This is a genomic window from Stenotrophomonas sp. HITSZ_GD, from assembly GCF_029543105.1.
GTDB lineage: Bacteria > Pseudomonadota > Gammaproteobacteria > Xanthomonadales > Xanthomonadaceae > Stenotrophomonas_A.
In genome coordinates this window covers 96,116-117,282 of record NZ_JARQXB010000011.1, presented here as the reverse complement: position 1 = coordinate 117,282, position 21,167 = coordinate 96,116, and the positions used below count along the sequence as shown (strand labels likewise).

Annotated in this window: 17 protein-coding genes; 9 read left to right on the top strand and 8 right to left on the bottom strand. The window is 70.6% G+C overall.

Going from position 1 to position 21,167, the window contains the following annotated elements; all coding sequences use genetic code 11:
* The first annotated feature begins 10 nt into the window (after nucleotides 1–10).
* Nucleotides 11–1,648 carry a chaperonin GroEL gene (gene groL, locus P6166_RS12255; RefSeq protein WP_277764741.1) on the top strand — a complete coding sequence of 546 codons (1,638 nt, stop codon included), beginning with the start codon at nucleotides 11–13 and terminating at the stop codon, nucleotides 1,646–1,648.
* Between the two features lie 318 nt (nucleotides 1,649–1,966).
* Nucleotides 1,967–3,037 carry a 3-deoxy-7-phosphoheptulonate synthase gene (locus tag P6166_RS12250; protein ID WP_277764740.1) on the top strand — a complete coding sequence of 357 codons (1,071 nt, stop codon included), beginning with the start codon at nucleotides 1,967–1,969 and terminating at the stop codon, nucleotides 3,035–3,037.
* A gap of 28 nt (nucleotides 3,038–3,065) precedes the next feature.
* Here P6166_RS12250 and P6166_RS12245 read toward each other — a convergent pair whose 3' ends face one another.
* On the bottom strand, nucleotides 3,066–4,583 hold the full coding sequence (locus P6166_RS12245; protein WP_277764739.1) for an acetyl-CoA hydrolase/transferase family protein: 1,518 nt from the start codon (nucleotides 4,581–4,583) through the stop codon (nucleotides 3,066–3,068).
* A gap of 179 nt (nucleotides 4,584–4,762) precedes the next feature.
* On the opposite strand from P6166_RS12245, the gene P6166_RS12240 reads away from it, so the two are divergent.
* The 3 genes from P6166_RS12240 to glnE all read left to right on the top strand — a co-directional run bounded on the left by P6166_RS12240 (nucleotide 4,763) and on the right by glnE (nucleotide 12,279).
* Entirely contained in the window at nucleotides 4,763–6,970 is a 2,208-nt protein-coding gene (locus P6166_RS12240) for a hypothetical protein (RefSeq protein WP_277764738.1), read from the top strand.
* Between the two features lie 90 nt (nucleotides 6,971–7,060).
* The gene (locus P6166_RS12235; RefSeq protein ID WP_277764737.1) at nucleotides 7,061–9,277 is read left to right on the top strand and encodes a hypothetical protein; all 2,217 of its coding nucleotides are present in this window, start codon (nucleotides 7,061–7,063) and stop codon (nucleotides 9,275–9,277) included.
* A 188-nt stretch (nucleotides 9,278–9,465) separates the two neighbouring features.
* The gene (glnE, locus tag P6166_RS12230) at nucleotides 9,466–12,279 is read left to right on the top strand and encodes a bifunctional [glutamate--ammonia ligase]-adenylyl-L-tyrosine phosphorylase/[glutamate--ammonia-ligase] adenylyltransferase (RefSeq protein WP_277764736.1); all 2,814 of its coding nucleotides are present in this window, start codon (nucleotides 9,466–9,468) and stop codon (nucleotides 12,277–12,279) included.
* A 24-nt stretch (nucleotides 12,280–12,303) separates the two neighbouring features.
* Here the strand turns inward: glnE and P6166_RS12225 are convergent, their stop codons facing one another.
* Together P6166_RS12225 and P6166_RS12220 are read right to left on the bottom strand one after the other, a co-directional pair.
* Nucleotides 12,304–12,885 carry a queuosine precursor transporter gene (locus tag P6166_RS12225; RefSeq protein ID WP_277764735.1) on the bottom strand — a complete coding sequence of 194 codons (582 nt, stop codon included), beginning with the start codon at nucleotides 12,883–12,885 and terminating at the stop codon, nucleotides 12,304–12,306.
* 68 nt (nucleotides 12,886–12,953) lie between these two features.
* Nucleotides 12,954–13,916 (bottom strand): mitochondrial fission ELM1 family protein, encoded by a 963-nt coding sequence (locus tag P6166_RS12220; RefSeq protein ID WP_277764734.1) that lies wholly within the window; start codon nucleotides 13,914–13,916, stop codon nucleotides 12,954–12,956.
* 98 nt (nucleotides 13,917–14,014) lie between these two features.
* On the opposite strand from P6166_RS12220, the gene P6166_RS12215 reads away from it, so the two are divergent.
* Nucleotides 14,015–14,605 carry a malonic semialdehyde reductase gene (locus tag P6166_RS12215; RefSeq protein WP_277764733.1) on the top strand — a complete coding sequence of 197 codons (591 nt, stop codon included), beginning with the start codon at nucleotides 14,015–14,017 and terminating at the stop codon, nucleotides 14,603–14,605.
* A gap of 79 nt (nucleotides 14,606–14,684) precedes the next feature.
* Entirely contained in the window at nucleotides 14,685–15,392 is a 708-nt protein-coding gene (locus P6166_RS12210) for a YceI family protein (RefSeq protein WP_277764732.1), read from the top strand.
* A 100-nt stretch (nucleotides 15,393–15,492) separates the two neighbouring features.
* Here P6166_RS12210 and P6166_RS12205 read toward each other — a convergent pair whose 3' ends face one another.
* Together P6166_RS12205 and P6166_RS12200 are read right to left on the bottom strand one after the other, a co-directional pair.
* The gene (locus P6166_RS12205) at nucleotides 15,493–16,290 is read right to left on the bottom strand and encodes a siderophore-interacting protein (protein WP_277764731.1); all 798 of its coding nucleotides are present in this window, start codon (nucleotides 16,288–16,290) and stop codon (nucleotides 15,493–15,495) included.
* Nucleotides 16,287–16,706, bottom strand: a complete 420-nt coding sequence (locus P6166_RS12200) for a PadR family transcriptional regulator (protein WP_277764730.1) — start codon at nucleotides 16,704–16,706, stop codon at nucleotides 16,287–16,289. Before P6166_RS12200 ends, P6166_RS12205 begins: the two co-directional genes overlap by 4 nt.
* On the opposite strand from P6166_RS12200, the gene P6166_RS12195 reads away from it, so the two are divergent.
* Nucleotides 16,674–17,219 (top strand): hypothetical protein, encoded by a 546-nt coding sequence (locus P6166_RS12195; RefSeq protein WP_277764729.1) that lies wholly within the window; start codon nucleotides 16,674–16,676, stop codon nucleotides 17,217–17,219. The two genes, P6166_RS12200 and P6166_RS12195, sit on opposite strands and share 33 nt — an antisense overlap.
* A 36-nt stretch (nucleotides 17,220–17,255) precedes the next feature.
* On the top strand, nucleotides 17,256–18,215 hold the full coding sequence (locus tag P6166_RS12190) for a DUF1028 domain-containing protein (protein ID WP_277764728.1): 960 nt from the start codon (nucleotides 17,256–17,258) through the stop codon (nucleotides 18,213–18,215).
* A gap of 116 nt (nucleotides 18,216–18,331) precedes the next feature.
* On the opposite strand, the gene P6166_RS12185 is transcribed toward P6166_RS12190, so the two are convergent.
* The 3 genes from P6166_RS12185 to P6166_RS12175 are packed head-to-tail and all read right to left on the bottom strand — an operon-like array spanning nucleotide 18,332 to nucleotide 21,128.
* Nucleotides 18,332–18,721 (bottom strand): STAS domain-containing protein, encoded by a 390-nt coding sequence (locus P6166_RS12185; RefSeq protein WP_277764727.1) that lies wholly within the window; start codon nucleotides 18,719–18,721, stop codon nucleotides 18,332–18,334.
* Nucleotides 18,718–19,155, bottom strand: a complete 438-nt coding sequence (locus tag P6166_RS12180; RefSeq protein WP_277764726.1) for an ATP-binding protein — start codon at nucleotides 19,153–19,155, stop codon at nucleotides 18,718–18,720. The genes P6166_RS12185 and P6166_RS12180 overlap by 4 nt, the downstream gene beginning before the upstream one ends.
* Nucleotides 19,152–21,128, bottom strand: coding sequence for a SpoIIE family protein phosphatase (locus P6166_RS12175; RefSeq protein ID WP_277764725.1), 1,977 nt, complete (start codon nucleotides 21,126–21,128; stop codon nucleotides 19,152–19,154). Before P6166_RS12175 ends, P6166_RS12180 begins: the two co-directional genes overlap by 4 nt.
* Nucleotides 21,129–21,167 lie beyond the last annotated feature (39 nt).

Below are 21,167 nucleotides of genomic sequence, written 5' to 3'. Positions count from 1 at the left end.
GTACTAGCTAATGGCTGCCAAGGATATCCGTTTCGGTGAAGACGCCCGCTCGCGCATGGTGCGCGGCGTGAACGTGCTCGCCAATGCCGTCAAGGCCACCCTGGGCCCGAAGGGCCGCAACGTCGTGCTCGAGAAGAGCTTCGGCGCCCCGACCATCACCAAGGACGGCGTCTCCGTCGCCAAGGAAATCGAACTGGCCGACAAGTTCGAGAACATGGGCGCGCAGATGGTCAAGGAAGTCGCTTCCAAGACCTCCGACAACGCCGGTGACGGCACCACCACCGCGACCGTGCTGGCCCAGGCCTTCATCCGCGAGGGCATGAAGGCGGTGGCCGCCGGCATGAACCCGATGGACCTCAAGCGCGGCATCGACAAGGCGGTCACCGCCGCCGTCGCCGAGCTGAAGAACCTGTCCAAGCCGACCGCCGACGACAACGCCATCGCGCAGGTCGGCACCATCTCGGCCAACTCGGACGAGTCGATCGGCAACATCATCGCCGAGGCGATGAAGAAGGTCGGCAAGGAAGGCGTGATCACCGTCGAGGAAGGCTCGGGCCTGGACAACGAGCTGGACGTGGTCGAGGGCATGCAGTTCGACCGCGGCTACCTGTCGCCGTACTTCATCAACAACCAGCAGAGCCAGTCGGCCGACCTGGACGACCCGTTCATCCTGCTGCACGACAAGAAGATCTCCAACGTGCGTGACCTGCTGCCCGTCCTCGAAGGCGTGGCCAAGGCCGGCAAGCCGCTGCTGATCGTGGCCGAGGAAGTCGAGGGCGAAGCCCTGGCGACCCTGGTCGTCAACACCATCCGCGGCATCGTCAAGGTCGTGGCCGTGAAGGCCCCGGGCTTCGGCGACCGTCGCAAGGCGATGCTGGAAGACATGGCCGTGCTGACCGGCGGCACCGTGATCTCCGAGGAAGTGGGCCTGTCGCTGGAGAAGGCCACCATCAAGGATCTCGGCCGCGCCAAGAAGGTGCAGGTCACCAAGGAAAACAGCACCGTGATCGACGGCGCCGGCGATGCCGATGCCATCCAGGCGCGCATCAAGCAGATCAAGGCGCAGATCGAAGAGACCTCTTCGGACTACGACCGCGAGAAGCTGCAGGAGCGCGTGGCCAAGCTGGCCGGCGGCGTGGCCGTCATCAAGGTCGGCGCTGCCACCGAAGTGGAAATGAAGGAAAAGAAGGCGCGCGTCGAAGACGCCCTGCACGCCACCCGTGCGGCGGTCGAGGAAGGCGTGGTCCCGGGCGGCGGCGTGGCCCTGATCCGTGCGAAGTCGGCGGTTGAAGGCCTGAAGGGCATCAACGAAGACCAGAACCACGGCATCGAGATCGCCCTGCGCGCGATGGAAGCCCCGCTGCGCGAGATCGTCACCAACGCCGGCGAAGAGCCGTCGGTGATCGTCAACAAGGTGAAGGAAGGCTCGGGCAACTACGGCTACAACGCCGCCAACGGCGAGTTCGGCGACATGGTGCAGTTCGGCATCCTGGACCCGACCAAGGTCACCCGCACCGCGCTGCAGAACGCCGCGTCGATCGCCGGCCTGATGATCACCACCGAAGCGATGGTGGCCGAGGCGCCGAAGAAGGACGAGCCGGCCATGCCGGCCGGTGGCATGGGCGGCATGGGCGGCATGGACTTCTAAGTCCGCCGCGGCTCGCGCCGTCACGCATTACCCGAAAACCCCGCCGCGAGGCGGGGTTTTCTTTTTGCGCGGCCCGGGCTGTTGCCAATGAAACGGTTGGCGCGCCGCAAAACCCGTGTTATCAATGATGCCCATGAACGCAAACCGCAGCCGCTTTTACTTTTGGTACTACGGTTTTCCGATGCCGCTGGCGGAGGAAGGATTGCGCTCACCCTGAAGGAACCTTCAGACGCATCCCGAAAGCCGCCAGCATCCCTGGCGGCTTTTTTGTTGCCGCCACGCTGGGGCCCCAAGTACTCGAACCCCCCGGAGAACGCCATGCCCCCCCTCACCGACGACCTGCGCATCCGCAAGATCGAACCGCTGGTCACCCCCGCCGAGCTGATCGGCGAGCTGCCGTGCGACGAAGCCGCCTCGGAAACCGTCGCCCGTTCGCGCAGCGCGCTGCACGCGATCCTGCAAGGCCGCGACGACCGCCTGGCCGTGGTGATCGGCCCGTGCTCGATCCACGACCCCCAGGCCGCGCTGGAGTACGCCGCGCGCCTGCGCCCGCTGCGCGACACGCTGGGCGATGCGCTGGAGATCGTCATGCGCGTGTACTTCGAAAAGCCGCGCACCACGGTGGGCTGGAAGGGGCTCATCAACGACCCGGACCTGGACGGCAGCTTCCAGATCAACAAGGGCTTGGCGGTGGCGCGTGGGCTGCTGCGCGACATCAACCGGCTCGGCCTGCCGGCCGGCGTGGAGTTCCTCGACACGATCTCGCCGCAGTACATCGCCGACCTCGTCGCCTGGGGCGCGATCGGTGCGCGCACCACCGAGAGCCAGGTGCATCGTGAGATGGCTTCGGGGCTGTCGTGCCCGATCGGCTTCAAGAACGGCACCAGCGGCGATGTGAAGATTGCCGCCGACGCGGTGAGCGCCGCGGCGCATCCGCACCATTTCCTGGCCGTGACCAAGCATGGCCAGTCGGCCATCGCGGCGACCGCCGGCAACCCGGATTGCCACGTGATCCTGCGGGGCGGCGCGCAGCCGAACTACGACGCGGCCAGCGTGCAGGCCGCCGGCATGGTGCTGCAGAAGGCGGGGCTGGCGCAGCGGCTGATGATCGACGCCAGCCACGCCAACAGTGGCAAGAACCCGGACAACCAGCCGCGGGTGATCGCCGATATCGCCGCGCAGCTGGCGGCGGGCGAGACGCGCATCGTCGGCGCGATGGTGGAGAGCCATCTGGTAGGCGGCCGGCAGGAACTGGTGGCTGGCCAGCCGCTGGTCTACGGGCAGAGCATCACCGACGGCTGCATCGACTGGGCGACATCGGTGGGCGTGCTGGAACAGTTGGCCGATGCGGTGCGCGTGCGTCGGGCGCGGGTGGCTGCGGCGGCCTGAGGGAATTGGGGCGTAATGCCCCACAGGCTCAGCCTTCCCGCATCGTTCCGGTATCCAGCCAGCGCTGGTGCCAGGACAGCGCTTCCGGCAGCAGGTGCGGCGTGTGCTTGCCGTAGGCATCGCGGCAGGCGCGCGCGAAATAATCCTCCAGCTGCGCCCGGTAGTCCGGGTGCACGCAGCGGTCGATCACCACGCGCGCGCGCTGCTTGGGCGTCAGGCCGCGCAGATCGGCCAGGCCCTGCTCGGTGACCACCACCGCCACGTCGTGCTCGGTGTGGTCCACGTGGCTGACCATCGGCACGATCGAGGAGATCGTGCCGTGCTTCGCCGTCGAAGGGCTCAGGAACGCGGACAGGAACCCGTTGCGCGCGAAGTCGCCCGAGCCGCCGATGCCGTTCATGATCCGCGAACCCATCACGTGGGTGGAGTTGACGTTGCCGTACAGGTCGGCCTCGATCATGCCGTTCATGCCGATGCAGCCCAGCCGGCGCACCAGTTCCGGATGGTTGGAAATCTCCTGCGTGCGCATCACGATGCGCTCGCGGTAGAAGTCGATGTTGTGCTTGAACTCCTCGTTCGCCACCGGGCTCAGCGCAAAGCCGGTGCAGGAGGCATAACGCAGCACGCCGGATTTGAGCAGGTCGAGCATGCCGTCCTGGATCACCTCGGTGAACGCCTCCAGGTCGCGGAAGCCGCTGCTCGCCAGCCCGGCCAGCACCGCATTGGGGATGTTGCCCACGCCCGATTGCAGCGGCAGCAGGTTCGCCGGCAGGCGGCCGCGCGCCACTTCGTGCTTGAGGAATTCGATCAGGTGCCCGGCGATGCGCTCGCTGGTCTCGTCGGCCGGGGTGAACGGGCTGTTGCGGTCCGGGCCGTTGGTGCGCACCACCGCGACCACCTTGTCCAGGTCGCAGTTGAGCGTGGTCTGGCCGATGCGGTCGTCGCCGTGCACCAGCGGGATGGGCTTGCGGTGCGGCGGCAGCGCGGTGCCGTAGTAGATGTCGTGCATGCCGTCGATGCCCGCCGGCTGCCACTCGTTGACCTCGATGATGATCTTCTTCGCCAGGTCCAGCCACGTCTTGTTGTTGCCCACCGAGGTGGAAGGCACCAGGCTGCCGTCCTCGCGGATCGCCGTGACCTCGATCACCGCGGTGTCGATCTCGCCGTAGAAGCCGAACCACACATGCTGGGCCACGTGGCTGAGGTGGATGTCGATGTAGTCCAGCTTGCCGGCGTTGATGCGCGCGCGCGCGTCCGGGTCGGTCTGGAACGGCATGCGCAGGGCGATGCCGTCGGCCTTGGCGAGCGCGCCGTCGAGTTCCGGGGCGGTGGACGCGCCGGTCATCAGCTTGATCTGGAACGGCTGGCCGGCCTGGTGCGCCGCCTCGATCTGCTGCGCCAGCGCGATCGGCACCGCCTTCGGGTAGCCCGAGCCGGTGAAGCCGCTCATGGCCACGGTCTCGCCAGGGGCGATCCAGGCGGCGGCGGCTTCGGCGGACACCACGCGGTCGCGCAGGCGGGGATGAAGGATGCGTTCGGCGGTCATGGCGGGTACGGCTACGGCGTCGGGGGCCTCCATTATCGATCACCCCACGGCGCGCCCGCTTGCGACGAAGGTGGGATGGTGCGCGCGTGGCCGATATGTCCCAGCGCGCATTTCGCGCGCGCCTGCCGCCCGCCGCGGGTAGCATGGGGTGTCCTGCATGCTCATGGAGTCATCGGCCGATGGAATCGCCGCGTTCCTTCTCGCTGCGCGCTTGGTGGGGCGCCCGGCCGCGCTGGCTGCGGCGCATGGGAGGGACGCTGGTGGGGATCTACGCCGCTTACCTGCTGCTGGCCAACCTGTTCCTCAACACGCCGCTCGGTCCGTGGGCGGCCAACCGCAAGCCGGAGAAATTCACCGCGCAGTGGGGGCTGGCGCTGAGCGCCTGGCCGGGCCACGTGCGGGCGTGGGACGTGCATCTGAAGGGCCACGTCATGCATACGCGCTGGGAAGTGCGCGCCGCGCGCGTGCGGGGCCATGTCGCGCTGATGCCGTTGTTCCATCGCCAGGTGCGCGTGCCGCTCGTGGTGGCCGAAGAGGTCAGCGGTGGCGCGCTGCGCGATCCGGGCGTGCCGGTGTTGCCGCCGCGCTACGACCCGAAGGCGCCGCCGGGCTGGACGCTGCGCTTTGACCGCATCGCCAGCGACAGCGTCCGCGACGGCTATTTCGGCGACTTGCGGCTGCAGGGACAGGGGCGCGCGGAAGTGGGCTTCAGCAAGCAGATGCGCGGCGGTGCGATGGCCTTGATGCCTTCGCACGCCTCATTCACCGGCGCCACGCTGCGCCAGCGCGGGCAGGTGCTGTTGCATGACGCACGCCTGGAGGCCAACTTCAGCCTGGACCCGCACCGCCGCGACCAGGCCGCCGGGCTGGACAAGCTGCTCAAGCTCGATGCGCGTTTGCGCCTGCAGGGCAGCACCGCCGCGCTGTCGCTGGCGCGCGACGCCCAGGGCCGGCCCGTACTGCGTGCCGCGCCGGGGCAGGGGACGGCCGATATCGACCTGCATTGGCTGCGTGGCGAACTCGCACCGGCTGGCCGCCTGGCCTGGCGCGCGCCGCTGGCTGGCACGCGGCTCGATGGCCAGCCACTGCAGGGCGAGGTTCGCGTGGACCTCGCCGTGGATCGCGACATCGTTGTGCACGCGCTGATGCCCGAGCAGCCCGGCGCCAACCTCAAGCTGGATGCCGACCTGCGCCTGCAAGGGCGGCGCGTGCCGCTGCGCGACTTCACCACGCTGGTGCCGCGCGCCAACGGCCACGTGTTGATGCAGTGGCGCTTTCCTTCGCTGGGCTGGATCACCGCGATGTTCCCGCAAGCGCAGTGGCTGCAGCTGCGCGGCGAGGGGCAGGTCGATGCGGACGTGCAGGTGCGCGGCGGCCAGCTGGCGCCCGGTAGCCGCGTGAGCGTGCCCCAGGCCAGCGCCAGCGCCGAGGTGATGGGCCACCATATCGAGGGCCAGGCCCAGGCCGAGCTGCGCGTGGAAGGCGAGGCCGGTGCGCTGGTGCCGGCGCTCGACCTGCAGATGCAGCGCTTCGTCATTGCCGATGAAGCGCGGCGCCCGTTCGTGGAGGGCGAGCAACTGCGGCTGGAGGTGCGGGCCGGCGCGGGCGAGCGGACGGCGGCCGGGCTGCGCCAGAGCGCCGCCGCGCGCCTGGTGTTCCGCAACGCGCGCGTGCCCGACCTGCGCGCCTACAACCGCTTCCTCCCCGCGGCCCAACTGCGCTTTGAAGGCGGCGGTGGCACCTTGAGCGGCGACCTCGCGGTGGCGCCCGGCGGCACGATCGCCGAAGGCCGCCTGCAGGTGGCCGCGCGCGGCGCGCGGGCGCATGCGGCGGGCATCGCGCTCAGCACCGACCTGGACGCCGACCTGCGCCTGCGCCAGGCAGACCTGCGCGGGCAGAACTTCACCCTCGACGCGAGCACGGTGGCGCTGCGCAACGTCCGCTTCACCGGGCCGGACGGCCAGCCACGCAGCGGCTGGTGGGCGACGATCGCCCTCCCGCGCGCGCGCATGGATTGGACACGCCCGATCCGCCTGGATGCCGATGCGCGGGTGAAGGTGCGCGACCTCGGCTTCCTGCTGGCGTTGTACTCGCAGAAGCGCGATTTCCCGAGCTGGGTCGGCAAGGTCGTCGATGCCGGGCAGACGCAGGTGAGCGGGCGGGTGTTCTGGCACGCCGACCAGCTGGTGCTCGATCGCGTGCAGGCGGGCAACGATCGCTTCACCGTGCTGGCGCGGTTGAAGCTGCAGGGCAGCCGCCGGGAAGGCGACCTGTTCGCCAACTGGGGCGTGCTCAGCGCCGCGCTGGAAACCGAAGGCGGGCAGCGCAACTGGCACTTGATCCGTGCCCGGCAGTGGTACGACGCGCAGCCTGCGCTGTTGCGGTAAGGGCGCGCTCGCCAGGCGGGCACTGACACCAGCACCACGGCCTGCTCCCTAGCATCTCTGTCCACGCCCTCGTCGATGGACCGCCCGCGCATGACCCTCCGCCCCCTGCGGCCCCGATGGAACGCCCTGCCGCGCTGGCTGCGCGGCTCCCTGCTGGCCGTAGTCAGCCTGTACCTGCTCTACCTGCTCGCCGCCAACCTCTTCCTCAACACGGGCCTGGCGCCGTGGGCGATCAACCGCAAGCCCGAGCGCTTCACCCTGCACTGGGACCGCGCGGTCAGCTGGTGGCCCGGCCGCGTGGACGTGCACGGCGTGCGCCTGCGCGGCCACGTCATGCACGTGCGCTGGCACATCGACGCGGCGCGCGCGCGCGGACAGATCGCATTGCTGCCGCTGCTGCGCCGCGAAGTGCACATGCCGACCATCGAGGCCGATGAAGTCACCGGCGGCACCCGGCGCGACGACGGCCCGCCCATCGAGCCGCAGGCGCCGATTCCCGGCCACCCGGGCTGGCTGCTGCGCTTCGACCGCATCCACAGCGACAGCGTGCGCGGCGGGCAGTTCGGCGACCTGCGCCTGGATGGCAGCGGCAGCGCGCAGTTCGGCTTCTACAAGCGCCTGCGCAGCGGGCCGATGCGCATCTATCCCTCGTGGGGCCACATCGGGCAGGTTCGCCTGCGCATGGGCGAGCACGAATGGCTGCGCGAGGGCCGGCTCGATGCCGATTTCTCCATGGACCCGCATACGCGCGCGCAGGCGCAGGGTGTGCAGAAGCTCGACAAGACGTTGATCCGCCTGCGGCTGCTCGGCAATACCACCGGCCTGGCGCTGCAGCGCGACAGCCGCGGCCGCCCGGTGTTCCGCGCCGCCACCGGCACGGGCAAGGCGGATATCGACGCGCGCTGGGTGCGTGGCGAGCTCGCACCCGGCAGCCGGGCGCAATGGACCGCGCCTCTGCTCGGCGTGGACCCCACCGGCCAGCCGCTGCCCGGCGAACTGGACGTGCGCCTGAATGTCGACCAGGACCTGCACGTGCAGGCCAAGGTGCCGGGTGCGGCGCCCGACGCCCTGTGGCTGGATGCGGACCTGCGTTTCGCGGGCCGGCGCGTGCCCGTGCGCGATTTCGCCAGCCTGGTGCCGCGCGCCTCCGGCCATGTGCAGGGCCGCTGGCGCTTCGCCTCGCTGGACTGGATCACCGGCCTGTTCCCGCGCGCGAAGTGGCTTCAACTGCGCGGCGAAGGCACGGTCGATGCCGACGTGCAGGTGCGCGCGGGCCAGCTCGCCGCCGGCAGCCACGTGCGCGTGCCCGACGTGGCCGCGAGCGCGCAGGTGATGGCCACGCGCTTCCAGGGCAGCGCCAGCGCCGACCTGCACGTCGAAGCGGCCGAGGACGGCACGCAACTGCCCACGCTGGCGATGCAGATGCAGCGCTTCGTGCTCGCCGCGCTCGATGCGCCGGACAAGCCTTACGTCGAGGGCAACGACCTGCGCCTGACGCTGCGCACCTTGCCCGGCAAGCCGAGCGCGGCGCACCTGCGCCAGACCACGCAGGGCCACCTGGTGTTTCGCGACGCGCGCGTGCCCGACCTGCGCGCCTACAACCGCTACCTGCCGCAGCAGCAGCTGCGTTTCGAAGGCGGCAGCGGACGTGCCAGCGGCGACCTCCAGCTGCTGCCCGGCGGCGACATCGGCGAAGGCCGCGTACAGGTGCAAGCGCAGGCCGCGCAGCTCAGCGCGGCCGGCATCGCGTTCCGCGGTGACGTGGCGGCCGACCTGCAGCTGCGACACGGCGAGTTGAAGGAGCGCAATTTCAGCCTCGATACGAGCGTGATCGAGCTGCGCAACGTCAGCTTCACCGGCAACGACGGACGCGAGCGCGGCGGCTGGTGGGCGCGCGCGGTCATCGATCGCGGCCGTACCGATTGGACGCCGCCGGTGCTGTTCGATGCCGACGTGCGGCTGGACATGCGCGATGTCGGCTTCGTGATGGCGCTGTACGCGCAGAAGCGCGATTTCCCCAAGTGGATCGACAACCTCGTCGATGCCGGCGAGACGAAGATGGCCGGCCGCGTGCACTGGCAGGACGACCAGCTGCTGCTGGACAACTTCAAGGCCAGCAACGACCGCTTCGACGTGCTGGCCCGCCTGCGCCTGCACGACAAGCGCCAGGACGGCAGCCTCTACGCGAAGTGGGGCCTGCTCAGCGCCGCGCTGGAGCTGCGCGACGGCCAGCGCCAGTGGCACCTGCTGAAGGCTCGCCAGTGGTACGACGAACAGCCGCCCCTGCTGGAGGCCGCACCGAAGTGACGGCGGCAAGCTGAATACGGCATTCCCTGTACCGCCAAGTATTGTTTTGCACTGCAGCGTGCATGCCGGAAAATATCTGCGCACTATGGCCCCGCATCCCGACGTGGGGGAGGGAGCAAAGCCCGCTGGCAGTTCGCTGCAAGCGGGCTTTTTTATTGCCTGCGCGGCGGGAATGCCACAATCGGCGCATGCCGCTGCCCGACTCGATATCCCCCGCGCTTCACGCCCACCTCGAACGTTCCCTGGCCCGCCTGCGCGCCGCATGGCCGGCGCACACGCCCTGGCCGCAGGAAGGATTCGAGGACCGCCTGGCCCGCGTCGCCCTGGCCAGCGATTTCTTCGTCGATACCGCCGTGCGCCAGCCGGCGCTGCTGCATCACCTGGCAACCTCGGCCGACCCGGGCGCGATGCCGGCGCCCGCGCTGTCGCCCGAATCGCCCGACGAATGGCCCGCGCTGCTGCGCCGTTATCGCACGGCCGAATCGGCGCGGTTGGTCTGGCGCGACGTGCTGGGGCTCGATGCGGTGGAGGCGACGCTGGCCGGCAGCACCGCGTTAGCCGAGCGCTGCCTGGATCTGGCGCTGGGCGCGCTGGCGCAGCAGTTCGTGCAGCGGCATGGCGAAGTGCGCGCGGCCGATGGCAGCGTGCAGCGCCTGGTCGTCTTCGGGCTGGGCAAGCTCGGCGGCGGCGAGCTGAATTTCTCTTCCGACATCGACCTGGTCTACGCCTATCCGCAGGCCGGCGAGTCCGATGGCGCGCGTCCCCTCGCCGCCGAAACCTATTTCGCGCGGCTCGGCCAGCAGCTGGCGCGCCTGCTCGACGACACCACCGCAGACGGTTTCAGCCATCGCGTGGACCTGCGCCTGCGCCCGTTCGGCAACGCCGGCCGGGTGGCGCTCTCCTTCGCCGGCATGGACCAGTACTTCCAGCGCGAGGGTCGCGATTGGGAGCGCTATGCGTGGCTGAAGGCGCGCGCCGTGGCCGGCGATGTCGAGGCCGGCGAAGCCTGGCTGCAGACGCTGCGCCCGTTCGTCTACCGGCGCTACCTGGATTTCACCGCGCTCGATGGCCTGCGCGAGATGAAAGCGGCAATCACCGCGGAAGTGGCGCGGCACGATCGCCTGGATGACATCAAGCGCGGGCCGGGCGGCATCCGCGAGATCGAATTCCTCGTGCAATCGCTGCAGTTGATTCGCGGTGGGCGCGAGGACGCCTTGCGCGAGCGCCGCCTGCTGCCGGCGCTGAACGCGTTGATCGCCCTCGGCCAGATCGATGCCGGCGACGGCGCCGCGCTCGCCGACGCCTACCGTTACCTGCGCCGGCTGGAGAACCGCCTGCAGATGCTGCGCGACGCGCAGACCCACGCCTTGCCGGAGGATGCGCTCGACCGCGAGCGCATCGCGCGCGGGCTGGGCCATGCGGGCTGGGACGCGCTGTACGCCGAGCTGCAGCAGCAGCGCGACCGCGTGTCGGCCGAGTTCGCTGAACTGCTCGCGCCGCGCCGGCGCGATGCCACGCCCGATGCCGCCGCCGCTTACTGGCGCGCGCTGCCCGACGCGGGCGACGCCGCCGTGCTCGCTGGCCTGGGCTTTGCCGACGCCGGCGGCGCGGACCAGTCGTTGCGCGATTTCGCCCAGTCGGCCGGCGTGCGCGCGCTTTCGGATGCGGCGCGCGCGCGGTTGGACCGCGTGATGCCGGCGCTGCTCAATGCCGCCGGGCAATCCAGCCAGCCCGATGCGGCGCTGCGGCGCCTGTTCGGCCTGCTGCAATCCATCCTGCGGCGCACCAGCTATCTCGCGTTGCTCGACGAGCAGCCGAGCGCACTGGCCCGGCTGGTCAACGTGTTCTCGCGCAGCGCGCTGCTGGCCGAGCGGCTGGCGGCCTTTCCGCTGCTGCTGGACGAGCTGTTGGACACGCGCATTGTCGGCCCGCTGCCGGATGCGGCGGCGATGCGCGCGATGTGCCTGTCCACGCTGGAGATCGACGATCCCGAAGCGGCGCTGCGCGAACTCAACGAGCGCCGCCTCGCGTTGAGCTTCCGCATCGCGCTGGCCACGCTGGACGCGCGCCAGCCCGCCGGCGACAGCACGCGGCAGCTGGCCGAGCTGGCCGAAGCGGTGGTGCTCACGGTGGAAGCGATGGCGCGGCAGCAGCTGCGCGAAGCGCACGGCGAAGTACCAGGTGGCGCGTTCGCGATCATCGGCTACGGCAGCCTCGGCGGCGCGGAGCTGGGATTTGGTTCGGACCTGGACCTGGTGTTCCTCTACGACCATCCGCGCGAGGCCGAGGTGTCGAACGGCGCGCGGCCGCTGGAGTCCGGGCGCTGGTTCGCGCGCATGGCGCAGAAGGTCATCGCGTTGCTCGGCGCACAGACCGGCGCCGGCCGGCTGTTCGACACCGACGTGCGCCTGCGCCCGGATGGCGGCAAGGGCGCGCTGGTGTCGTCGCTGGCGAGCTATGACGAATACCAGCGCGAGCGCGCCTGGACCTGGGAGCACCAGGCCTTGGTGCGCGCCCGCGCGGTGGCCGGCGATGCCCGCCTGTGCGCGCAGTTCGACGCCGTGCGTGCCGCCACGCTGGGCCGCCCGCGCGATGCCGCGCTGCTGCGCGAGGACGTGTTGAAGATGCGCGCGCGCATGCGCGGCGAACTGGACCGCAGCGACGCGGCGCGCTTCGACCTCAAGCAGGGCGAGGGCGGGCTGGTGGACCTGGAGTTCCTGCTGCAGGCCGGCGTGCTCGCCGAGGCGGCGACGCAGGCCGGCTTACTCGCCCCGCGCGATACGCCGGGTTTGATCGACGCGCTGGCACGCATCGGCTGGCTGGAGGCGACCACGGCCGCGTCGCTGCACGCCGCGCACGCCGCGCTGCTGGAAGCCGGCCTGGCCTGCACGCTGGATCGCCGCCCGCGCCTGACCGCGCCGACGCCGGCCATCGCCCAGGCACGCACGGCCATCCGCGAGGCGGCGCAGGCGAAGGGCCTGGCATTCGCGCAAGGCCGTTGAGGGCGCGTGGAGCGGCGGGACGAGTCAAACGCTCGGCAGGGTGCGGTCTGCCCGCGCCGCGACCGGCGCCATCCGCCACAGCAGCGCGCGGAACGGCGCCAGCAGGCACAGGCCCATCGCCAGTTTCACCAGCAGATCGCCCGTGCCCCAGCTGATCCACGGCAGCGCGGAGCCCGCGAACGCGACCGACCAGAAGATCGCCGTATCCAGCGTCGCGCTGCACAGCGTGGCGACGAACGGCGCGCGCCACCAGTTGCCACGGCGCAGGCGGTCGAACACGTGGATATCCAGCAGCTGCGCGGCGATGAAGGCCGAGCACGACGCGACGGCGATGCGCGGCGTCGCGACCCAGATCGACATCACCACCGCCAGTGCGAAGCCGCACCATGCTACCCGCCGCGCCGCGCGCGGGCCGAAGCGGCGGTTCACCAGGTTGCTCACCAGGAACGCCACGGGGTACGAGAACGCGCCCCAGGTCAGCCAGTCGTTGAGGGGGTACTGCACCAGAACGTTGGACAGCAGCACCACCGCGCCCATCGCGAGGACGGCGAGCAACAGGGCGCGGGGCGTGGCCGGCGCGAATTCCGGCGAAGCGGGGCGAGACATGGGCAAGGAAATGGCGAAAAAGTCGCCAATTATCGCCCGGCGCGCGGGCTAGGCCAAACCGGCACCGTTCAGCGCGCCGGCCAGCCCAGCCGTTCGGCCAGCTGCGCGGCGACGCGCGCGGTTTCGCGCAGCGGCGTGGCGGTGTGGCCCGGCATCCAGTCCGCCAGCGTCGATAGCCGCCCGCGTGCGGACAGCGCCGCCAGCAGCTGCGCGGCCCGGCCTTGCGCGTGCCGGGCGAACAGCGGCAGCACCGGCACCGGCGTCGCGCAGGCTTCCGAAAGCAGGTTGCTCGAATCGGCGGTGCACGCCACCGCATCCGCCCAGCCGAGCATGCCCGCATAGGGATTGGGCCCTTCCTCGAGTGCGCCAGACCACGACCGCAGCGGCAGGGACCGCAGCCAGGCCGTGACGGCGGGCGGCGTGCGGCGCGATGTCGTGGCCATCAACGTGCCGCCGTGCTGCGCGGCCCATCGCCGCAGCGCCTCGACCTCGCTGCGCAGCGCCGCCTCGTCCCACGGCACGCGCGCCGTCGGCCCGCCGATCAGCAGGGCGATGCGCGGGCCCGGCAAGGCCCCCAGCGCGGGAAACGCGCGCCGTCCTTCGGCCAGCCATGCGTCGTCCACCGGGTGCAGGCTGCCCAGCAGGGTGATGACGTTTCCGCCGCGCAGGCGGTCATGCTCCGGGACGATCACCTGGTCCCAATGCCGCGCATCGATGCGCGGGTCGAGGATCTGCACCGCCGCCGCGCCGTGGGCGCGCGCCAGGCGTGTCGCCAGGGCCGCCTGCCGGCCACAGCCGAGCGCAAGCGCGGGCGGCGCCTGCAACGCCGCGGCGAAGTCGCGGCCGAAGGCCTGCCCGTCGCCGGGCAACCGGCGCGGCGCGAACCAGCGCCAGGGCGCCGCCGGCCGCAAGGGCGGCTCGCACGGGGAGGTCTCCCCCAGCGCCCGGGCGAGGGCGAGCACCTGACGCGCATTGCCGGCATGGCCGTCGTGAATCGCCCAGATTCGGGCCGATCGTTGCGCGTCAGACATAGATTCGTTGCAGATTTGGCTGTGTGTTCCAGCAGTGGTGCCACTCTACACTGGCGCCTTCCTTCACACCGGCGCCTCGCCGTCCCACCGGAGTCCCCATGGCCGAAGTCCTCCACGATGCCGCGCTCGACCAGCTGTTCCGCACCGCGCGTACCCAGAATGCCTTCCTCGACAAGCCGGTCGAAGACAGCCAGCTGCGTGCCCTGTACGACCTGCTGAAGTGGGGCCCGACCGCGGCCAACGCCACGCCGGCCCGCATCGTCTTCGTGAAGTCGAAGGAGGCCAAGGCCAAGCTCGCCCCGGCGCTCTCGGAAGGCAACCTGGCCAAGACGCTGGCCGCGCCGGTCACCGCGATCATCGGTTTCGACCAGGATTTCCACGAGAAGCTGCCGTACCTGTTCCCGCATGCCGACGCCAAGAGCTGGTTCGATGGCCCGCGCGAAGGTCGCCACGAATCGGCTTTCCGCAACGGCAGCCTGCAGGGCGCCTATCTGATCCTGGCCGCGCGCGCGCTGGGCCTGGATGCCGGCCCGATGTCCGGCTTCGATGCGGCCAAGGTGGATGAAGCCTTCTTCGCCGGCACCCACATCAAGACCAATTTCCTGGTCAACCTCGGCTATGGCGATCCGGCCGGCCTGTTCCCGCGCCTGCCGCGCCTGAGCTTCGACGAAGCCGCGCGCATCGTGTGATGCGGTAACCGCCCTGCTTCGCTATCTTCCCCCCCGTCGTTTCATCCTCGTCCCACCCAACGAAAGGACACACGCACCCATGAATACCGCCACCAAGCTGTTGCTCCCGCTCGCGCTCACCGCCGCCCTGGCCGCTTGCAGCAAGCCGGCCGAACAGGCCGCCGCGCCGGCCGCCGCCGAAACCCCCGCCGCGACCGCCCCGGCCGAAGCTCCGGCTGCCCCGGCCGCCGAAGCCGCCACCCCGATCCAGGTGGCCTCGGGCACCTATAAGCTCGACCCGTCGCACACCGACGTGCTGGTCCAGTGGAACCACATGGGCTTCTCCAATCCGACCGCGCACTTCGGCAATGCCGACGGCACGCTGGTGTTCGACGCCGCCGACCCGACCAAGTCGAGCGTGCAGGTGACCCTGCCGCTGTCGGGCCTGAACAGCTTCACCGCCAAGTTCGACGAGCACCTGAAGAGCGGCGATTTCTTCGACGCCGCCAAGTTCCCGACCGCGACCTTCAAGAGCACCAAGGTCGAGGCGGCCGGCACCAACAAGTTCACCGTCACCGGTGACCTGACCATCAAGGACCAGACCAAGCCAGTCGTGCTGGACGTCACCCTCAACGGTGCCGGCGAGCATCCGATGCTGAAGGTGCCGGCGGTGGGCTTCGATGCCACCACCACGATCAAGCGCAGCGATTTCGGCGTGGGCGCCTACGTGCCGGCGGTGAGCGACGAGGTCAAGGTCCGCATCACCACCGAGGCGGAAGTGCAGAAGGACGAGGCGGCCAAGCAGTAAGCCGCAGCGTTTCGCTTCACAAAAAAGCCCGTCTTCCGGCGGGCTTTTTCTTTTTCGCGCAAGCGGCTTCGGCCGCGACCGCCCGCGCTGCCGGCCACGCTTACGCCGGTTCGTCCGCTTCCGGCTCCGCCTGCCAGTACCCCGTGGCGCGGATCGAATCGCCCGGCACGCCCAGCTGCCCCTCGACGAACTTGCGCATCATCCGCGCGCGCCGCGACTCGGTGGCAATCCAGAAGAACGTATCGCCGTCCTCCAACTCGTAATCGCGCAGTGCTTCCTCCAGCAGGCGGCTGTCGGCCGCGCCCACGCCGTTGCGCTCCAGCCAGTGCACGCGCACGTCGGCGTCGCTCTCCAGCACCTGCCGCTCGCTTTCGGCCGCGATTTCCACGAACACCTCGGCCAGCTGGCCTTCCCGCATTTCGGCCAGCCAGCGGCCGATCGCGGGCAGCGCGGTTTCGTCGCCGAACAGCACGTACTGGTCGTAGTCGTCGGCGACCACGAACGAGCCGCGCGGCCCGCCCACGACCAGCGTGTCGCCCACGCGCGCGCGTTCGGCCCAGGTCGAGGCCGGGCCATCGCCGTGCAGCACGAAATCGATCGCCAGCTCGCCCGCGTCGGCGTCGTGCCAGCGCGGGGTGTAGTCGCGCATCGGCGAGCGCTCCGCGCCTTCGGGCCACTGCGGGCCTTCCGGCGTCATCGTCGGCGTGACGAACGCCCCCTGGCGGTTCGGAAACGCCAGCTTGACGTGGTCGTCCGGCGCGGCGCTGTGGAAACCGGCCAGTGCCTCGCCGCCGAGCACGATGCGCCGCATGTGCGGGGTCACCGTCTCCACGCGCAGCACCTCCAACGCGCGGAACTGGACCGGATGCCGCAACCGCTGATGGACGTGCTGGCTCATTCGCCTTCCTCCATGCCGTCCGCTGCCTGGTTCAGCAGCACGGCGACGCGGGCGATCTCTTCCTCGCTCCACTGGCCGTGGCGCCTGAGCACCGCATGCTTGATGCGCCCGAACGCTTCGCGCACTGCGGGCGGAATCTGCTGTTTGGCGAATTCGCGCGCGCTGCGGTGCGTGCGCAGGCGCGCCGCCTCGATCGCCTCGTGCGCCGCTTGCATGTGCGCGCGGCCTTCCTCGGTGATCGCGTAGCGCTTGCGGCCTTCCTCGGCAGTGGCGGCGATCAGGCCCATGTCCTCCAGCTGCGCCAGGGTGGGGTAGATCGCGCCGGCGCTCGGCGTGTAGGCGCCATGGAACAGCTCTTCGATCAGACGGATCAGCTCGTAGCCATGGCGCGGCTGTTCGGCGATGAGGTGCAGCATCAGGTGGCGCAGGTCGCCATGGCCGAGCGCACGCGGGCCGCGTCCGCCGCGCCCGCGGCCATCGCGCAGGTCGTCGAAATCGCCGCCGCCGCGTCCGCCGCGCGGACCGAAGCCGCCGGGGCCGCGCCCCGGGCCGCCGCGTCCGCCATGGGGCTCATGGCAGTGCGCTTCCTCGTGCCGGGGATCGACACCGAAGCGAAACCCGCGATGGCCGTGCGGGCCATGGCGCTCGCCGTGGCGGGGATCGTCGTGGTGGTGGTGAGGGGCGTGGTGGCCGTGGGAGCCGAAGAAGGGGGGGCGGCCGCGCGGGGCCTGGGCGTCGCCATCGCGACGGCCGACACGGAAGAAGGGCGTATGCATGGTTTTAGATATATCGTTTTGTGGTGCGGAAAAGATATATCGAAATATTCGCGATGTGCAAGTGTCGCGCTGTTGCAACCCTTTGGGCGCCGCGTGCATCCAAGCCGTGTTGGTCGACACGCCGGCAAGGACGCGCCCCGCCGCGAGGGGTGACGGGGCCGCCGGCACCCACCGCCAGGAGGCTTTGCGATGCCCGTGCCCGCCCGTTCCCTGCCGCTGCTGCTCGGCCTGCTGGCGTGCGGCTGCCCGGTCTCGGCGATGGCCACCTGGTCCATCGTGGCCTGCGACCCGGATGGCAGCTGCGGGGTCGCCGTGGCAACCCACCAGCTGGCGGTGGGAGCGTCGGTACCCGCCGCGCAGGCGAGGGTCGGTGCGCTGGCCAGCCAGTTCGAAACCCGCCCGACCCACGGTCCCCAGGGATTGGCGGCGCTGGCGCGCGGGCAGTCGCCCACGGCGGTGCTGCACACGCTGGTGGATACGGACGATGGCGAGGACGGCGATGCACGGGATCGGCAGATCGGCGTGGTCGCGGCGAGCGGGGCGAGCGCGGCCTACACCGGCAGCCACGCACAGGCGGCGGACTGGGCCGGCGCATTGCAGGGCGAAGGGTTCAGCGTGCAAGGCAACGGGCTGGCCGGCCCGCGAGTGCTGGAAGCGATGCGCGCGCGGTTCCTGGCTACGCCGGGCGCGCTGGAGGTGCGCCTGATGGCGGCGCTGGAAGCGGGGCAGGCCGCCGGCGGGCAACGGATCGGCGCGATGTCGGCCGCGCTGCTCGTGCGCACGCCGCAGGGCGGCTGGGCGGACGTGGACCTGCGAGTGGATGCCTCGCGCGATCCGGTGGGCGACCTGCGCGCGTTGCTCGATCGCCGGCAGGCCCACCAGGGAATGATCCGCGCCGAACGGTTGCTGGCGCGCGGAGATCGCGCCGGCGCGGATCGCGCGGTCGCCACGGCGCTCGCGCAGAGCCGCGACTGGGACCGCATCTGGCGCCGCGCGGCGCGGCTGGCGATGCAGGAGGGCGAGCGCGCCCTGGCGGTCGAGCGCCTGTCGGTGTTCCAGCAACTCAACCCGGTGTGGGCGCGCGAGGAACTGCGCGACCCGCTGTATGCCGCGCTGGCCGACGAGCCACGCGTGGCCGCATGGCGTTAGGAGGGGGAGAGGGGGAAGGGAGGGGAGGTAAACGCGCCGCCGAGCCTTCCTTCTCCCTCTTTTTTCTGTGCCGCATCCCGCCTGCCGTCAGGCCGGCGGGGCGCTGGCGCCGGCCGTCACAGGGCAGCGGCGTCGCCCTCGATCACCTTGCGCTGCATGGCCTCCAGGTAGGCATCCAGTTCCTGCGTCGAGGTGAAGATTTCGCCGAGCGGCACTGCCTTCACCACGTCGAACACCTTGCGGATCTGCGGCTGCGGGTGCGTCACCAGCACCTTGCCGTTGCGCGGCGCCAGCGCCTTGCGCGCCTTGAAGATGGAGCGGATGCCGGCGCTGGAGATGTACTCCAGCTCGCTCAAGTCCAGCACGAGCGTCTGCACGGTCGTGGCCAGCAGCGGCGAGAGCGCCTCGTCCAGCGCCTGGTAGGTGTGCGTATCCAACCGCCCGCTGAGGATCACGCGTTGGCGGTTGTCCTGCGGGGGGTCGATCTGGATGCTCAAGGTGGTCACGGCACATCCTCCAAATCCGCAGAAAAGGGACGCAGCAAGGTGACACGGACAATGTTGGTGTCGCCTTCACGCCGGTAATCCAGCGCGTCGGCCAGTTGCTGCACCAGGAACAGGCCCAGCCCGCCCACCGGCCGCTCCTCGATGCCCGCCGCCAGCGCCGGCATCGGTGCGCGCGCGGGGTCGAACGCGCGCCCGTGTTCGCGTAGTTCCAGCACCAGGGCATGGTGGTCCACCGATACGCGCAAGCGCAGCGGCAAGCCCCGCGCGGCGCATTCGCCATGATGCAGCGCATTGCTGGCCAGCTCCTCGACGATCAGCCGCACCTGGCCGACGCGCTCGGCCGCCACGCCCCGGCGCAGCAACGAATCCTCCAACTGGTCGTTCAGGCCCGCCAGCGCGTCCAGCGACGGCGCCATGTCCAGGTCCATCGTCATGCCCCCTGTGCCTCCCCAGGCTCCCGGCGCAAGCGTATCGCCAGCAGCGTGATGTCGTCGAACGGCTCGGCCTGGCCGGTGAAATGGTGCAGGTCCGCCACCACCGCGGCGCATTGCTCGGCGGCGCTGCGCCCGGGCCGCAGCGCCGCGTGCAGGCGCGCCAGTCCGTAGGCCTGCGCATGCTCGTCGAGCGCGTCGGTGACGCCGTCGGTATAGCCGAACAACGTCTGCCCCGGCTCCAGGCGGCCACGCAGCATCGGGTAGTACGCCTGTTCCTCGATGCCCAGCGGCGGTCCCGATTCCAGCGGCAACGTCTGCACACCATCGCGCGCGTCCAGCAGCAGTGGGCGCTCGTGCCCCGCGCTGGCCAGCCAGTAGTCGCCGCTGTCCACGTTGATCAACCCGCACAGCACGGTGGCGAACATGCAGGTCTCGTTGTTCTCCGCCAACCGGCGCGAGGCCGCGATGAGGATGCCATCCGGCCGCGTGTGCCGCCGCGCGGCCACTTCCAGCATGCTCACCGTGCGTGCCATGAACAGCGCCGCCGGCACGCCCTTGTCCGACACATCGCCGATCACGAACCACAGCTGCCCCGGTGCCGGCTCGAAGAAATGGTAGAAATCGCCGCCCACCATCTTCGCCGGCTCCAGCCGCGCGCAGGTTTCCAGGTGCGAGCTGGCGGTATCGAAGGTGCGGCCGGAAGGCAGCATCGCCAGCTGGATGTCGCGGGCGATCTGCAGCTCGCTCTGCATGCGTTCGCGCGCGGCGGTCATCTGGCCGATCTCGTCCAATTGCTGGCGGATCGAGCCGCGCGCGATATCGAACGCGCGCGCCATCACGCCCACCTCGTCGTGCCGTTGCACATGCGGCAGGGTGAACTCGAAATCGCCGCGGCGGAAATGCGCGGCCGCCTCGGTGAGATCCTCGATGGGGCGGGTGAGCCGCGAGGCGAAGCGCCGCATCAGCAGCCACCACAGCGCCAGTGCCGCCACCGCGCCCAGCGCCACCCACAGGGCCAGGCGGTTCAGGCCGGCCAGCACGTAGCCGCGCGAAGCCGAGAGCACGAACGTCCAGCCGCTCTTGCCCACCGCCGCGCTGCGGGTGAAGTACACCTGCCCGTCGGGCGCACGATGCTCGAACGCCGCCGTCTGCCCGGCCGCCATCGCCTGCACCAGCGGCGCCAGGTCCGGGCGCGCGCGCTGCACCTGTTGGGCCAGCGTGCGGCGCAGGTTCAAGGCCGGATCCGGGTTGAGCACGAACAGGCCCTCGGGCGAGAGCAGCGTGGCCTGCACGCCGAAGTTGTCCGGCAGCTCGCGCACGATGTCGCGCAGCCGGCGCACCGGCACATCCACGCTGACCATGCCGATCGGCTCGGCGCCGGGCCCATCGCCCGGCCGGGTGACCGGCAGGTTGTAGGTGGTGAACAGCTCACCGCCGGTCGCCGCGTTGGCGTAGGGCTCGGACCACCACGCCTGCCGGGTGGTCATCGTGCGCTGGTACCAGGGCATCACACGATAGTCGTAGCCCAGGTCCTGGGCGGACTGCTCCACCAGCCGGTCGCCATCGCGGCGGATATACCAGACGAAGCCCGGGTCGTCGGCCTGCCTGCCGCTGCGCGGGCGCAGCACGATCATCGCCCCGGCGGTGTCGCTGTCGCCGGTGAGGGTGGCTTCGAGCAGGGCGCGCAGGTTGAACGGTTGCGTGCCCACCGCGCCGGCGCCGGCGGCCAGGGTGCGGCCGCTGACCTGCACCGAGTCGAGCGTGGCGGCCAGGCTGCGCGCGCTTTGCTGGGTGAGGCCATCGACCTCCTTGCGCGCGGCGGTGACCAGTTCGGCGCGCGCGCCCAGGTAGAACAGCGTGCCGAGCAGCCCGAGCAGCGCGGCCAGGCTGAGAACGGCGCCGACGAGCATGCGGGTGCGCAGGCTGTGGCGCCAATGCACCTGGGGCTGGGGCGGCTGCGAAGGGCTGTCCATGCGGGCGGCTTCCGGTGCCGGCGGAGCTGGGATCATGGC

Coding starts and splice junctions, on each gene's coding strand:
- P6166_RS12235 (WP_277764737.1), top strand. CDS start 7,061: ATGACCCTCCGCCCCCTGCGGCCCCGATGGAACGCCCTGCCGCGCTGG.
- P6166_RS12210 (WP_277764732.1), top strand. CDS start 14,685: ATGAATACCGCCACCAAGCTGTTGCTCCCGCTCGCGCTCACCGCCGCC.
- P6166_RS12195 (WP_277764729.1), top strand. CDS start 16,674: ATGGCGCGGCTGTTCGGCGATGAGGTGCAGCATCAGGTGGCGCAGGTC.
- P6166_RS12245 (WP_277764739.1), bottom strand. CDS start 4,583: ATGACCGCCGAACGCATCCTTCATCCCCGCCTGCGCGACCGCGTGGTG.
- P6166_RS12175 (WP_277764725.1), bottom strand. CDS start 21,128: ATGGACAGCCCTTCGCAGCCGCCCCAGCCCCAGGTGCATTGGCGCCAC.
- P6166_RS12215 (WP_277764733.1), top strand. CDS start 14,015: ATGGCCGAAGTCCTCCACGATGCCGCGCTCGACCAGCTGTTCCGCACC.
- P6166_RS12190 (WP_277764728.1), top strand. CDS start 17,256: ATGCCCGTGCCCGCCCGTTCCCTGCCGCTGCTGCTCGGCCTGCTGGCG.
- P6166_RS12240 (WP_277764738.1), top strand. CDS start 4,763: ATGGAATCGCCGCGTTCCTTCTCGCTGCGCGCTTGGTGGGGCGCCCGG.
- P6166_RS12205 (WP_277764731.1), bottom strand. CDS start 16,290: ATGAGCCAGCACGTCCATCAGCGGTTGCGGCATCCGGTCCAGTTCCGC.
- P6166_RS12250 (WP_277764740.1), top strand. CDS start 1,967: ATGCCCCCCCTCACCGACGACCTGCGCATCCGCAAGATCGAACCGCTG.
- P6166_RS12220 (WP_277764734.1), bottom strand. CDS start 13,916: ATGTCTGACGCGCAACGATCGGCCCGAATCTGGGCGATTCACGACGGC.
- groL (WP_277764741.1), top strand. CDS start 11: ATGGCTGCCAAGGATATCCGTTTCGGTGAAGACGCCCGCTCGCGCATG.
- P6166_RS12200 (WP_277764730.1), bottom strand. CDS start 16,706: ATGCTGCACCTCATCGCCGAACAGCCGCGCCATGGCTACGAGCTGATC.
- P6166_RS12180 (WP_277764726.1), bottom strand. CDS start 19,155: ATGACGATGGACCTGGACATGGCGCCGTCGCTGGACGCGCTGGCGGGC.
- glnE (WP_277764736.1), top strand. CDS start 9,466: ATGCCGCTGCCCGACTCGATATCCCCCGCGCTTCACGCCCACCTCGAA.
- P6166_RS12225 (WP_277764735.1), bottom strand. CDS start 12,885: ATGTCTCGCCCCGCTTCGCCGGAATTCGCGCCGGCCACGCCCCGCGCC.